The following is a 12,665-nucleotide window of genomic DNA, read 5'->3' as shown; positions in this document are numbered from 1 at the left end:
CCCGCGATGGCCGCCCGTCCCGCATATCGCGCCGGTCGGCTCCGGCCGGGGCAGGGGCGGAGCCCGAATCCGGCGTACGCCGACAGCGCAGACAAGGCCGGCCGTGGACGGTTCGAGGCCGTGCAGCCGGACTAGAATGTCATCAGTGCATGTCGGCTCACTGTCCCGGCTGGTGCGACCGACACCCCCGCCCCGTGGGCTGGGGATCGTGGTCGCCGTCCTGCTGATCATGGTCGAGACCCTGCTGGTCTATCCGCTCCGGCAGGTCATGCCACCCTACTCCGGGGGCCTCGTCTACATCGTCGGCGTGCTGGTCGCCTCACTGGTGTGGGGTATGTGGCTCGGGCTGGCCACCGCGGTGGCCAGCACGCTGGCGTTCGTCTTCTTCCACGTCCGGCCCCCCCGGGACGTTCACCGTCTCGGACATCCAGCAGGTCGTCGAGTTGGCGGTGCTGCTCATCGTCGCGGTGCCCACGAGTGCGGTGGCCGACCTGTACCGGTTGCGCGCCGCCCAGGCCCAGGAGTCCGAGCTCACCGCTGAGATGGCCCGGCTACTCCTCAACGCCGACGACCTGCAGTCGGCGCTGCCGGCTGTCGCAGCGTGCATTGCGCGATCCCTCGGCCTGCCGGATGCCGCGATCGACCTCGCGGCCGTCCCCGGCGATGATCGGCACGCGGCGTTGCCCCTGTGCTCCGGCACTGTCCGGCTCGGGACCCTGCTGGTGCCCGTCGACGTGCCGACGCGGACGATGCGGCGGCTGCGGGAGGTCATTGTGCCGTGTCTGGCGTCGCTGCTGCACGCCGGCCGGGAACGTGCGGCCGCGCTCGAGACGCTGGAGTCAAGCCGGGAGCAGTTGCGCCGGCTCGCCGCCGAACAAGCGGCGTTGGGGCGAGTCGCGAAGCTCGTGGCCCACGGCAGTCCTCCGTCCGACGTGTTCCGGGCGATCACCGTCGAGCTGCGCGGACTGCTGGGTGAATACAGCACGTGGCTGTGCCGCTATGAACCCGACGGCACGGCGAGCGTCGTCTCCACCAACCTCACCGGCCCCGACGCCGACCGGGTGCGCTGGCCGATCGAAGGCGAGAACGTCCTGGTCAAGGTGCACGAGACCGGACGCGCCGCCAGGGTGGACAGTTTCGAGGACGCGGCCGGCCCGGTCGCCGCGTTCGCCCGCAGGCTGGGCATCCGTTCCGTGGTCGGGGTGCCGATCGTGGTTGACGGGCGGCTGTGGGGCGTGGCCGGCGTTGCGTGGGCCCGGCCCCAGCCTCTGCCGCCCGACACCGAGGCGCGCGTCGCGGACTTCACCGACCTCGCCGCCACCGCCATCGCCAACGCCGACAGCAAGGCTGAGCTCGCCGCGTCCCGGGCCCGGCTCGTAGCCGCCGCCGACCAGGCCCGGCAGCGCATCGAGCGCGATCTGCACGACGGTGCCATGCAGCACTTCCTCGCCGTCGCGATGCAGCTCGGCGCCGTCCAGGCCGCCCTGCCGCCGCAGATGGGGCAGGCCAAGGCGCAACTGGCACGCGCCCTGTGCGGTCTGAGCGGTGCCATGGACAACCTGCGCGAGATCTCACGGGGCATCCATCCGACGCTGCTCGCGTCAGGCGGCCTGCCGGCCGCGCTCAAAGCACTCGCCCGCAGATCTCCCGTACCGGTCGAGCTCGACCTCGACACCAGCGGGCGTATGCCCCCGGTGGTCGAGATGGCCGCGTACTACGTCGTCTCCGAGGCGCTGACCAACGCGGCCAAACACGGCCACGCCACACTCGTGCACGTGCGGGCGGCCTCCCGCAACGACCTCCTGCACCTGTCGATCCAGGACGACGGCACCGGAGGCGCCGACCCGCAACGCGGGACCGGCCTCACCGGCCTGCGGGACCGCGTCGAGGCACTCGGCGGCAACCTCACCATCACCAGCCCCACCGACGGCGGCACCCGGCTGCTGGCCAGCATCCCGACCACGTCCGTCGCCTGCGTTGCCCCGGACTGAACGGCCCGCGGCGAACCGGCTCAGCCGGCGGTCGTCGACGCCGGCGTCGGTCCGGCGCCGGCGACGACGGAGTAGGACCGGACTCGAGTCGGGACCTTCGGCCTTGGAACGGGCGCCGCGGCGTATGGACCATGAAGTGAGGCCGGTTCGCCGTGCCGACCCGGCTCCCGGCGGGACGGAGGCTCCGATGTCACAGCGGCGAGGTGCCCGCCTGTGGGCCGCCCGAGAGGCACTGCTGTTCTGGTCGGCGACGCTGCTGCTCGTCGCCGGTGTGGGGGCCGCCGCCGCGGGGGCGGGCCGTCCGGCGGCCGCGCTGTGGGCCGCTGCGACGCTGCTCGGCCTGGCCTACTCGACGGTCGCCATCGCTGTCGCGCTGCTACGCCGGCGGCCCTCGGTGGACGTCATCGCGTGGCTGGCACTGGTGGGCGCCCTGCTGGTCGGCCAACCGCTGGCGGGCGCGGTGATCGCGGTCATGCTGTTCACGGGAGGCGTGCTGGAGGCGCGCGCGTCGGCCCGGGCCCGCCGGGAGCTCGGCCGCCTGGCCGCGGGCGCGCCGCGGATCGCCCGCCGGGAGGGCCCGGTCGGCGTGGAAGAGATCCCGGTGGACCGGGTCGCGGCCGGCGACCGGCTGGTGGTCGGCGCGGGCGAGCTCGTCCCGGTCGACGGCCGGCTGCTCGACGACGGCGTGTTCGACGAGTCGGCGCTGTCCGGTGAGCCGCTGCCGGTCGAGCGGCGGGCCGGCGACAGCATCCGCAGCGGTGTCGTCAACGCCGGGCCGCCGGCGCGGATGCTGGCCACCGAGACCGCCGCCGCGTCGACCTACGCGGGCGTGGTGCGCCTGGTCGAGCAGGCCCAGGCGAGCGGCGCCCCCTTCGTCCGCCTCGCCGACCGGTTCGCGCTGGCCTTCGTACCGCTGACACTGCTGGTGGCCGGGCTGGCCTGGGCGATCTCGGGTGATGCGGTGCGGGCGGTGGCCGTGCTGGTCGTGGCGACTCCCTGCCCGCTGCTGCTGGCCGCCCCGATCGCCATCATGTCCGGCGTGTCCCGGGCGGCCCGCTACGGGGTGATCCTCAAGGGTGGAGCGGCGCTGGAACGGCTGGCCGCCGGACGGGTCCTGCTGTTCGACAAGACCGGCACGCTGACCAGCGGCCGCCCCGTGCTCGCCACGGTGGTCACCGGCCATGACCTGCCGGCTGACGAGGTCCTGCGGCTGGCCGCCGCGCTCGACCAGGCCTCGGCGCACGTGCTCGCCGCGCCCATCGTGACGGCGGCCCGCGAGCGCCGGATGAGCCTGCCGGCCGCGTCGGACGTGCGGGAACGGCACGGTTTCGGCATCGAAGGAACGGTCGAGGGGCATGCGGTACGCCTCGGCAAGGCGGCCTGGGTCGTCGACGGCCCCGTACCGCCTTGGGTGCGCCGGGCCCGCCGCCGGGCCGCGCTGGACGGGTCGCTGACCGTGTTCGCGGCGGTGGACGGCCGGCCCGCCGGGGTCCTGCTGTTCACCGACCCGCTGCGGCCCGACGCGCCGCGCATGATGCGGACGCTGCGCAACGCCGGCATCGAGCGAACCGTCCTGATCACCGGCGACCGCGCGGACATCGCCGAGACCGTCGGGCGGATCGCCGGCGTCGACGCCGTGTACGCCGACCGCGACCCCGCCGACAAGCTCGCCATCGTCGGCGCCGAACAGGCCGCCGCCCCGACGGTCATGGTCGGCGACGGGGTGAACGACGCCCCGGCGCTCGCCGCCGCCGGGGTCGGCGTCGCCCTCGCGGCCCGCGGTGTCACGGCCGCCGCCGAGGCGGCCGACGTCATGCTCACGGCGGACCGCGTCGACGGCCTCGCCGACGCCATCCTCGTCGCCCGGCGCGCCCATCGCATCGCCCGCCGCTCGGCCGCGCTCGGCATGGGCCTGTCGGTTGCCGCGATGGTTCCGGCCGCAGCCGGTCTGCTCACGCCGGTGGCCGGCGCGCTGCTGCAGGAGGCGATCGACGTCGCGGCCATCGGCCTGGCCCTGACGGTCCTGCTGCCGCAGCGCACGCACACCGTCAGCATGCCCAGCGCCGACCTCGCCGTGGCCCGGCAGCTGTACGCGCAGCACACCGCCATCCGCCCGCTCGTCGAGCAGATCCGGGCCGTCGCCGATGACCTCCCCGCCACCGGAGGTGACCTCGGCCCCGCCCGCGACCTGCTCGACCGCCTCGAGGCCGACCTGCTGCCGCACGAGCGGGCCGAGGAGGCGCAGCTGCTGCCGATCGTCGCGCGGGCCCTCGGCGGCCCCGACCCGATCGCGGCCCTCAGCCGCACCCACGCCGAGATCGAGCACCAGATCCGAAGGCTGCGCCGAACCTTGCCGGACCGCGACAGCCGGCCCGAGCCGGAAGACGTGATCGACCTGCGGGCCGGGCTCTACGGCTTGCACGCCATCATGCAGCTGCACAACGCGCAGGAGGAGGAGAACGCGTTCAGCCTCATGCCGGCGGCGTCCACCCCGGCCTGAACCGCACGAGGATTACCGGCGCGATTGCCGGGTAGCCCGGCGTCTTGGCTTCCCAAGGGGGCAAGATGATCATCCTAGGCTTGATCCTGCTGCTGATCGGCGTGTTCGTCGGCATCCCGATCCTCACCACGATCGGCATCATTCTCATCGTGATCGGCGCGGTGCTGTTCATCCTGGGGTCGCTCGGCCACCCGGTGGCCGGACGGCGTCATTACTGGTAACCGGACCTCCGCGGCGGCGCGGCCCAGGCCGTCTCGGCCGCCGTGTCGCTCGGCCATCTCCGGGCGGCGCGCACCGCGGTGCCCGGGGGCGCCCGCGCTGCTGGACCCGGCCGCCGAACCGGGGTCCGGCGGGGCGTTGCAGCCGTTGAGCAAGGTCGAAAGCGTGTCCGCGTTGCGCTGGGCGACGTCCCGGTAGCAGTCGTGTGTGCGTGAGCGGCATGCTCACAAGGGTTTTCGCAGGCGGTCTCCGAGCGACTCGGCCGCGGCCGGACGCGGGCGGAGCGGGCGTTGCGCCGCACTCCCCGGTTGGCCTTCACGAACTCGACGAGGCCACTGATGTCGGACCTTCACATCGTCCATCGGCCGCTGCCCCCACTGCTCCTCGATGCGGTTCCAGTAGCTGCTGCACGCCCGCAGGACACGGTCCGGGCTGCCGGACGCGAGTTGCGCCAGCGTTCTCAGGCTGGCGGCGGCTACGATTTCATCCGGCTGTCGCCGAACGATCGGACCGGTGCCGGCCGACCTGATCCTGATCTGCTTCGGCTATTCGGGCCTGAATCTGGCGCGGACCGTGGGCTCGAAGTCCAGGTGTCCACGCGACGTTGCTCAGGTCGAGTTCGGCGATGACCTGGGCAACTGTTAGCGCTTCTCGTATCACCGCCAATGCGATCGACTGCCCGGGGCATCGGTGCGGACCGTAACCGAAGGAAACATGGAGCCCTCGCGGAGAGGCTGCATCTCTGAGATCCTTGTTGGCGGCGGCGAGCGACAGGAGCACCGTCTGGCCAGCTTCGATGACAGCGCTGCCAACCCGTTGTTCGTTGCTGGCAAAGCGCCGGAATGCGATGGACTGGGGCGTGTACCGGCCGAGTGCTTCGTCGGCGTGGCGCCGCCAGCGCCGGCTCCAGGAACCGTGGTCGTCGCTCTCGCTCGCTACGATGACCGCGCCAGCGACCGCGTTGACGGAGATCTCGTACCACACGAACAGCAGGTAGAACACCATGGCGGTCGTTTCGGCCGGGCGCATCTGGCCGCTGTCGCGCATGGCGAGCAGGCGATCGATGACGGTTCCAGGCTTGCTGGGAGTGGTGGTCGCCTCCTCCACCAGTGCCGCCATGGTCGGTAGCGTGTCCCGGCCGCGCAATGTGGCCCATTGCGGTCCGACGAGCTGAGCTGCCCAAGCGAGATACGTGTTGCGGAGCTGGCGTTCCAGGCCCAGCCAGGCTGCGGTTGACGCCGCGACGTAGGGTCCGGCGAAGTCCCGAATCAGATCAAATGTGCCGTGCGTCGAGGCTTGTTCAAAGACTTCTCGGGCGGTGCGCTGCAGGGCCGGGCGTATCGCCTGGGCCGCGGAACGGTCCATGAGCGGCGCGATGAGCCGGCGAACGCGGCGGTGATCCGCCGGCGGCGAGCTGATGATGTTGTCGCGAAACGCAGGCGGGAGGTCGTACCCGCGGTAATCCTCACCGGTGGCAAGATGAGGGCACGTCGAGAGATCAGTGCTCGTGAAACCGGCGACAACGTCGTCGTACCGGCGAAGAATCCAGGCCGGTCCGTCGGCGGTGGTAACCCTGACCGGGTCCCCGACTGCTCGGGCCAGCTCGCCGTCGGCATCGATGGTCATGCGTTCGTCCCAGCGTGTGCGGGCTTGCCGTGCGGGTGTACGAGCGGTGAGTGAGCGAGTGCGTCGCAGACCCGGCTGAGCCACTCCGCCTCGACGTCAAGGTCGCTGTCTATCGCAGGATCAGCTGTCGCGACTTTCGCTGTGCGGAGGTGACCGGCCCGGCGCTGGGCCGTTGAGTGCAGCGCCGGGGCAATCCGTGCCGCTTCGGTGATCGCGTCTACCTGCGGATCAGATAATCCGGCCGCTTGCGCGCGAGCCTTCGCAGCGGCGGCGTCAGCCTCGCTGAAGTCGGCCCGGGTGGCCCCGTCGATGGTGAGCGGCCGCGGAAGCGGCATCGCGTCGACTTTAGCCCCCTGTTCGCTGATGATGCGCGCAACCTCGCGGTGGCTGCACTCCTCGGTGCCGTTGCGGATCGTGCGGAACAGATAGTCCAGGCGGCTCGCCAAACTCCGGCCAGGATGCGGCTCCTCCTGATCCGACCTCACATTGATTCGGCCACCTGCCATACCGCTTCCCCCCATCGACTTCGGCAATTGAGGTTGCCACACGGAATGAAGACGGTTCAAGTGGTTGACACGTCGACCGTGGTCCTACAGAGTGCTCAACGGGTTGCCAAGAGTAACCAAAGTGGCAAGTGAAGTTGCCACACGCTCGTCACGCGGGGTTGACCTTTGCACGGCGGGGAGGTGGAGAAACGGGGGAGGGCAGCCGGGCAGAGTGCACCCAACCGGGATCGTCCGGCTGTCGCCGCGTTCCGCTGGGAGGTGAATGGCTCTGCGCTTTGTGGCAGAAGCGTCATGGAGGCGCACGGGCATGCGGGCATCGGTCTCGCAGCGCTCGCTGCTGTGGCATATTCGCCGCGCTTGTCCAACACGCATCGGGCAAATGTGTGGATACGTCACGGCGGGGGAGCAACTACGAACGCTGCTGCCAACATGGCGCCGAAGACTCGGCCCACGAGCGATTCCTGGCCTCATTTACGGCAGGAACAAGTCGCAAAAAAGAATGTCAGCCAGGAGGATATAGCGCATCTGAATGGACAGTAGCAGCTCGTTCATCGCTTCGGCGGCCGGAGCCGGAGAAGCTCGGCGCCGCGGTGCAGCGATTCGGCGGTGCCGTCGCGGCCGACGGCACGGACCGGCTGCGGGTCACGGGGCTGAGGCGGAGGCCATCGGCGATGCGGCCTTGGCCGCGGACGTGGCCCTGCGGACCCGGTCATCACGCTGCCCCCGCTGCCCGGCGGCGACCTCGGCATCGGCGGCGGGCTGGTCGGCCTGCTCAGCACCGCGGTCGGCGGGGCGTCGGCCGCGGCCCAGCTGGCGGTCGACTCGATCGGGCTGCTCATCCTCAGCATGACCGCGGGGATCGTGGGCCGGGAGAAGGACGACTACATGGGCGGCGCCTGGGGCCCGCAGGAGATCAAGTACTGGGATCTCGACCACTCCATCGCCGACCCGCGCGGGCGGGCCTCCGGGGCGGAGGCGTGCTACTCGGGCGGCGTGGTGAAGTCAAAGGGCAGCCCGGCCCGGTACACCCCGCCGGGCTTCGTGTCCGGCGTGCACGACCGGGGCCACCTCATCGCCGGCACCCGGCTCGGCGGCAGCGGCGTCGACCCGCGCAACATCACGCCCGTCTTCACGAAGGTGGTCAACCAGAGCGCGCAGTACCACGGCGTGGAGAAGTACGTGGCCGACCGGGTCGCGAGCGGTGACGACGTGTACTACCGGGTCGAGCCGCGCTACCGGCCGGGCGCGGAGGTGCCGTACGAGACCGACCACGTCGTGGCGTCGAGCTCCGTCGGCGTGGTGCACATTGTGGTAAAGAACGTGCCATGACCGATGCCCTGTCCGAGCTGACGGCCCTGGTCGGCGCGCCACCGCGGCCGGGGCCGCCGATCCCGGAGGCAGCGCTGCGCAGCGCCTTCGGCACCGCCGTGCCCGAGGACTACGTGCGCTACGTCGGGGCCGTGCCCGCCGGGACCTACCAGACCTTCCTCACGGTGCTGCAGCCCGCGGCGGACGGCTCCACGGAGGAGCTGCGCGCCGCGGTCGCCCTCCACCGTCGGCTGATCGCCGACGACGGCGGCCCCGGCCCGGACCAGACCGACCTGGTGCCGTGGGCCGCCATCCAGTCCGACGCGATCGTGTGCTGGGTGGCGCTGGGCGAGCCGGCGGACTGGCCGGTGGCGGTCTTCGACCGCTACGGCCCGGCGGTGCACGAGTTCCCGGGCGGCTGCGTGGCGTTCCTGCTGGCGTTCGTCCGCGGCGAGACCGGCATCGAGGCGCTGGCCTACATCCACGAGGACCAGCCGCGGCCGCGCTTCGACCCCGATCCCGGGTGGGCCGCCGCGGATCCGCCCGGCCCGTCGCGGCCCGAGGAGCCCCTCGCGGCGCCGATCGACGCGGGGCGGCAGCTGCTCGCCGCGGCGGGGGTCGGGCCGGGTGCGCCGCGTACGACCGACTGGGCGGCGGTGCAGGCGGGGCTCGGCCGCCCGGTGCCGGGGGACTACCGGCGGCTGATCGACGCCGGCTGCGGCTCCCGGATCGGTCCCGTGCTGCTCACGATGCCCGGCGACGGCCCGGAATCGAGTGATCCCGCGCCGGCCGACCCCGGCCTGGACCGGCTTGGACTGGTGCCGTTCGGGCGGCTGGACGGCGGGGCGGTGGTGGGCTGGTCGCCGGTAGGGCCGGACCCGGAGCGCTGGCCGGTGACCGTGGCCAGCGCCGACCGCCGGGTGCGGGCCACGCATCAGCTGAGCGCGACGGCGTTCCTGCTCCGCCTGGTCGAGGGCGTCCCGCTGTACCTTCCGGACTGACGCGGCCGCCGTGCCGGCCGGACCGCCGCAACCTTCAGCCGCCGGCGTCGAGGTCGGCGGCGAGCAGGTGCTCCAGCGCCACGGCCACCTGCTCGACCGTGGTGTTGGCGAACAGCAGCGACAGCGGCACCGCCAGCTCCAACGCGGCCTGCAGCCGGGCCGCCAGCACCGAGTGGCCGCCGATGGTGACAACCGGCCGTTTCCGCGCCCTGCACGGTCTGGCCCTGGCATGGTGGCGGCTGGGCCGCTTCGATGACGCGCTGCCACGGAACCGTGACGGTGGGGCTGTCGAGCAGATCGTGAGGCCAATAGGTCACGGCAGTGGTGTAAGGGTCGACGGCATCGAGGACCACGAGCAACTCGACCCCGCTCAAGCGTGTCCAGGTCGCCTGCAGCAACGACGAGCACGACCGTGCGCCGGCGAAGGGCCTGGCACAGCTGCTGGACGAGCTCGCCGGATCCCGGCCCTGCGGCGCCGGGATCCTCGGCCCGGCTCCAACGCCACCGCTGCGGCACACGGAGCCGTCGGAGACCACCGTCACCCCGAACTGCAGCTGGCAGGAGGGGTGGCCACCGCCCCAGACGTTGCGGTACAGCAGGCGGGAGCTCGCGTTCGCCGGGCCGCCTACAGCCGCCGCAAAGCCATTGTCGAACCCGTCTTCGGCCAGATCATGACCTGCCAGAACGGCCGCCAACTCCTCCTACGCGGCGAGGACGGCGCCCGAGGAGAGTGGCGCCTGCTGGCCACCCTGCCACAACTTCCGCAAGATCTTCCGCCAGGCCGGAAGCGCCGGTCTCACCACGGTGATGGCCTGACCCGCCCGCCAGCGGCCCCCTTCGCAGCCATCGCCAGGCCGGCAGAACCCCACCGCCGACACCGGACTGACGGACCCCCTGACCACGACCGCGACCGCTTTTCAGGGACCCGCCGCTTGCTCGTTCCTGACCCACACTCCTAGCCCCAGCCCCAGCCGGTACGCCCACGCGCGGTCGCCGCGCAGTCCCCGGCAGGCGACGCCCGTCGCAACGGCGAACAGGAACGACGCGACGATGTCGCCAAGCCGGATCGCCGTGCCGATGGCGCGGCCGACTGCTGGTGCGGGCAGCAAGTAGACCGGCCCAAGGAGCGGCCCGACGTTCAAGACCGTGAGCACCCACAGGGTTCCACAAGCAGCACTGATCCGATCAGCCCGATCAGCAACCAAGTACCGGCCCGCGCGACCGGACTCTGGCGTGGTGGTAGTCTGCGCGCCCGGGACGGCGACACGACGTGATCCGGCACGGGGCGGAGGATCGGTGACGGTTTCATCAGAGGTGCCGGGCGTCGAGGACGAGGCGCCGGCGGACGAATCGGTCGAATCGGCACCCGAGGACGCCCCGGCCCGGTCGCGGTGGCGCCGATGGGCGGACCTGCCGGCCATGCTCGCCTACCTGCTGCTCTCGGGCTACGTGACCGCCGAGTTCTGGTCCGACCCGAATCACCGGGAGCCGGTCTTCCTCAACGGCAACGACGCGATGCTGACCCAGTGGTTCCTCGCGCACTCGGCACACGCGGTGGCGCACTTCGAGAACCCGTTCTTCTCCACGGCGCTGGGGGCGCCCGAGGGCGTGGACATCGCCGGGCAGGCGAGCGTGCTGCTGCTCGGCCTGGTCCTGGCGCCGCTGACGCTGGTGGCCGGGATCGGCGTGACGACGTGCGTGGTGATGACCGGCTGCGTGCTGGGCACGGCCGCGGCCTGGTACTGGCTGCTGTCCCGGCGGCTGGGCCTGCACCGGGGCGCCGCCTTCGTGGCCGGCCTGATGTGCGGGGCCGCCTCGAGCGTCGCGGAAGACGCCGTCATGGGCCACCCCCACGTGGCCGCGCAGTTCCTGCTGCCGCTGATCATCTGGCGGGTGGTGCTGGTGGCGCGGGCTGAGCGGCCGGTGCGCGACGGCCTGGTGCTGGGCCTGCTGGTGACCGCCCAGGCGTTGATCGGCGAGGAGGTGCTGCTGATCACCGCGATGGCCGTCGTGACGTTCCTGGTGGCCTACGCGGTGCGACAGTGGCGGCAGGCCCGTGCGGCGGTGCCGGCCCTGCTGCGCGGCGGGGCGGTCGCCGTTCTGACGGCCGGGCTGCTGCTGGCGGTGCCGCTGTGGTACCAGTTCGCCGGCCCGCAACACTTCACCGCCAACCCGCAGAGCCCCCTGCCCTTCGGCCGATCGGTCGTGGACTACGTCGGCCTGCCGGTGCACACGCTGTGGTGGACCACGGCCGGCAGCTGGGGAATGGTCGCTCCGGTGCTGGGGCTGCCGATCGTGCTGACGCTGCTGGTGTTCGGCTGGCCCCTGCGGCGCAACGTGGTGTTCACCAGCGCGATGGTGGTCGTGCTCGTGATGGGCGTGCTGTCGCTGAGCGTGGACGTTCACCTGCGGCAGCGGGTGTTCCCGGGCATCGGGCCGTGGCGGCTGTTCGCGTACCTGCCGGTGTTCCAGTGGGTGATTCCGCTCCGACTTGCCCTGATCGTCATCCCGGCGGCCGCGATCGGCCTGGCGATGATCATCGACCGGGCGCTCAAGCGGTGGGCGGAGGGCGCGCGGTGGCCGTCGGCGATCGCGATCGTGATGGCGGTCGTGGCGGTGGCGTTCACGGTGCCGGAGCGCTCGACCTACGACACCGTCGTGTTCCCGTCCACGCCGCGGTTCGTGACCAGCGGCGCCTGGCAGCGGTACGTCCCGGACGGCCGGACCCTGGTCACCGTGCCGCCACCGAGCCTGCAGTCGTTCGACGGGATGCGCTGGGCGAACGACAGCCACGGCGACATCCCGATCCCGGGCGGCTACTTCCTCGCCGTGAGCCCGGACGGCAAGTCCACCACCTTCGGCCCGGTGCCCAGGTGGACCACCCAGATGCTGAACACCGTCGACGCGACGGGGCAGGTGTGGCAGTTCAAGGACGGCGAGCGCGAGCGGTTCCTGGCCGACCTGCGGTACTGGAAGGCCGGGGTGCTCGTGCTGGTGCCCACCCGGCCGCACGTCGCGGCGCTGCGCGAGACCGTCGAGGAGCTGCTCGGGCCGCCGCAGCAGGTCGACGACGTCGTGGTCTGGGACATCCACACGCTCGTCTGACACGCCTCGGCGCACGTCCGCCGGCCCGGAGGACCGGGCCGGCGGCCGTGCCGTCGACGGGTCAGTTGTACGTGTCGCTGGACCAGCGCACGACGCCGTCCTGGTCGTAGGCGACGAAGTTGCCGTCCGGCCCAACCCCTGGATTCCGTCGCAGCACATGATCACCGGCAACAGTGGATGAAGGAGACCGCGGAGCCCGGCAGTCGCCGGCCGAGCGAACAGCGCCTTGGCGAGGCTGTCGCGCTCGGCGATCTGGACTACTTCATCTGCGCGTGCCCCAACGATGTGACGATGTACGAGGACGCCATCAAGACCTCGGGTCACTCGGACGCCATCGTGCTGCGGGAGATCTCCGAACTCGGAGGTGGCTCCCGCCGGATCGTCGATGAGTCCTGAACCGCCGGCGCCG

At 71.9% G+C, this 12,665-nt stretch carries 12 protein-coding genes and 2 pseudogenes; 10 read left to right on the top strand and 4 right to left on the bottom strand.

Features of this window, described 5'->3' with window-relative positions; translation table 11 throughout:
- Positions 1 to 136 precede the first annotated feature (136 nt).
- From ACQP2P_RS27485 to ACQP2P_RS27465, 5 genes and pseudogenes are all read left to right on the top strand, one after another.
- On the top strand, positions 137 to 541 hold the full coding sequence (locus tag ACQP2P_RS27485; protein WP_433605490.1) for a DUF4118 domain-containing protein: 405 nt from the start codon (positions 137 to 139) through the stop codon (positions 539 to 541).
- Positions 450 to 1,991 (top strand): GAF domain-containing sensor histidine kinase, encoded by a 1,542-nt coding sequence (locus tag ACQP2P_RS27480; RefSeq protein ID WP_433605488.1) that lies wholly within the window; start codon positions 450 to 452, stop codon positions 1,989 to 1,991. Before ACQP2P_RS27485 ends, ACQP2P_RS27480 begins: the two co-directional genes overlap by 92 nt.
- A gap of 124 nt (positions 1,992 to 2,115) precedes the next feature.
- Positions 2,116 to 4,017: pseudogene (locus ACQP2P_RS27475) on the top strand (heavy metal translocating P-type ATPase); the annotation flags it as partial.
- Positions 4,018 to 4,044: 27 nt separating this feature from the next.
- Entirely contained in the window at positions 4,045 to 4,491 is a 447-nt protein-coding gene (locus ACQP2P_RS27470) for a hemerythrin domain-containing protein (RefSeq protein WP_433619290.1), read from the top strand.
- An 80-nt stretch (positions 4,492 to 4,571) separates the two neighbouring features.
- A complete protein-coding gene (locus ACQP2P_RS27465) occupies positions 4,572 to 4,712 on the top strand; it encodes a DUF6131 family protein (protein ID WP_433605486.1) in 141 nt (46 codons plus the stop codon).
- 481 nt (positions 4,713 to 5,193) lie between these two features.
- Here the strand turns inward: ACQP2P_RS27465 and ACQP2P_RS27460 are convergent, their stop codons facing one another.
- Positions 5,194 to 6,336 carry a cytochrome P450 gene (locus tag ACQP2P_RS27460; protein WP_433605484.1) on the bottom strand — a complete coding sequence of 381 codons (1,143 nt, stop codon included), beginning with the start codon at positions 6,334 to 6,336 and terminating at the stop codon, positions 5,194 to 5,196.
- A complete protein-coding gene (locus ACQP2P_RS27455) occupies positions 6,333 to 6,782 on the bottom strand; it encodes a DUF6545 domain-containing protein (RefSeq protein WP_433605482.1) in 450 nt (149 codons plus the stop codon). The genes ACQP2P_RS27460 and ACQP2P_RS27455 overlap by 4 nt, the downstream gene beginning before the upstream one ends.
- Positions 6,783 to 7,688: 906 nt before the next feature.
- Between ACQP2P_RS27455 and ACQP2P_RS27450 the strand changes: the two genes are divergently transcribed.
- Both ACQP2P_RS27450 and ACQP2P_RS27445 read left to right on the top strand, forming a co-directional pair.
- The gene (locus ACQP2P_RS27450; protein ID WP_433605480.1) at positions 7,689 to 8,171 is read left to right on the top strand and encodes a DNA/RNA non-specific endonuclease; all 483 of its coding nucleotides are present in this window, start codon (positions 7,689 to 7,691) and stop codon (positions 8,169 to 8,171) included.
- Positions 8,168 to 9,151, top strand: a complete 984-nt coding sequence (locus tag ACQP2P_RS27445; RefSeq protein ID WP_433605478.1) for a hypothetical protein — start codon at positions 8,168 to 8,170, stop codon at positions 9,149 to 9,151. Before ACQP2P_RS27450 ends, ACQP2P_RS27445 begins: the two co-directional genes overlap by 4 nt.
- A 34-nt stretch (positions 9,152 to 9,185) precedes the next feature.
- Here the strand turns inward: ACQP2P_RS27445 and ACQP2P_RS27440 are convergent, their stop codons facing one another.
- Complete coding sequence (locus ACQP2P_RS27440) at positions 9,186 to 9,320, bottom strand: hypothetical protein (protein WP_433605476.1); 135 nt, start codon at positions 9,318 to 9,320, stop codon at positions 9,186 to 9,188.
- 448 nt (positions 9,321 to 9,768) lie between these two features.
- Between ACQP2P_RS27440 and ACQP2P_RS27435 the strand changes: the two are divergent.
- A pseudogene (locus ACQP2P_RS27435) lies at positions 9,769 to 9,967 on the top strand (transposase); the annotation flags it as partial.
- A 101-nt stretch (positions 9,968 to 10,068) separates the two neighbouring features.
- Here ACQP2P_RS27435 and ACQP2P_RS27430 read toward each other — a convergent pair.
- Positions 10,069 to 10,305, bottom strand: coding sequence for a hypothetical protein (locus ACQP2P_RS27430; RefSeq protein WP_433605474.1), 237 nt, complete (start codon positions 10,303 to 10,305; stop codon positions 10,069 to 10,071).
- Between the two features lie 142 nt (positions 10,306 to 10,447).
- Between ACQP2P_RS27430 and ACQP2P_RS27425 the strand changes: the two genes are divergently transcribed.
- Together ACQP2P_RS27425 and ACQP2P_RS27420 are read left to right on the top strand one after the other, a co-directional pair.
- Complete coding sequence (locus ACQP2P_RS27425; protein ID WP_433605472.1) at positions 10,448 to 12,256, top strand: hypothetical protein; 1,809 nt, start codon at positions 10,448 to 10,450, stop codon at positions 12,254 to 12,256.
- Between the two features lie 177 nt (positions 12,257 to 12,433).
- On the top strand, positions 12,434 to 12,652 hold the full coding sequence (locus ACQP2P_RS27420) for a hypothetical protein (protein WP_433605470.1): 219 nt from the start codon (positions 12,434 to 12,436) through the stop codon (positions 12,650 to 12,652).
- Positions 12,653 to 12,665 lie beyond the last annotated feature (13 nt).

The sequence above is a fragment of the Dactylosporangium sp. CA-139114 genome (genome assembly GCF_050955725.1).
Taxonomy (GTDB): Bacteria; Actinomycetota; Actinomycetes; order Mycobacteriales; family Micromonosporaceae; genus Dactylosporangium.
This window is presented reverse-complemented; position numbering and strand designations above follow the sequence as displayed.

What these genes read in the sequence shown, in the direction of transcription:
- ACQP2P_RS27485 (WP_433605490.1), top strand. Translation starts at nt 137, where the DNA reads ATGTCATCAGTGCATGTCGGCTCACTGTCCCGGCTGGTGCGACCGACA.
- ACQP2P_RS27470 (WP_433619290.1), top strand. Translation starts at nt 4,045, where the DNA reads ATGCCCAGCGCCGACCTCGCCGTGGCCCGGCAGCTGTACGCGCAGCAC.
- ACQP2P_RS27460 (WP_433605484.1), bottom strand. Translation starts at nt 6,336, where the DNA reads ATGACCATCGATGCCGACGGCGAGCTGGCCCGAGCAGTCGGGGACCCG.
- ACQP2P_RS27450 (WP_433605480.1), top strand. Translation starts at nt 7,689, where the DNA reads ATGACCGCGGGGATCGTGGGCCGGGAGAAGGACGACTACATGGGCGGC.
- ACQP2P_RS27445 (WP_433605478.1), top strand. Translation starts at nt 8,168, where the DNA reads ATGACCGATGCCCTGTCCGAGCTGACGGCCCTGGTCGGCGCGCCACCG.
- ACQP2P_RS27420 (WP_433605470.1), top strand. Translation starts at nt 12,434, where the DNA reads ATGAAGGAGACCGCGGAGCCCGGCAGTCGCCGGCCGAGCGAACAGCGC.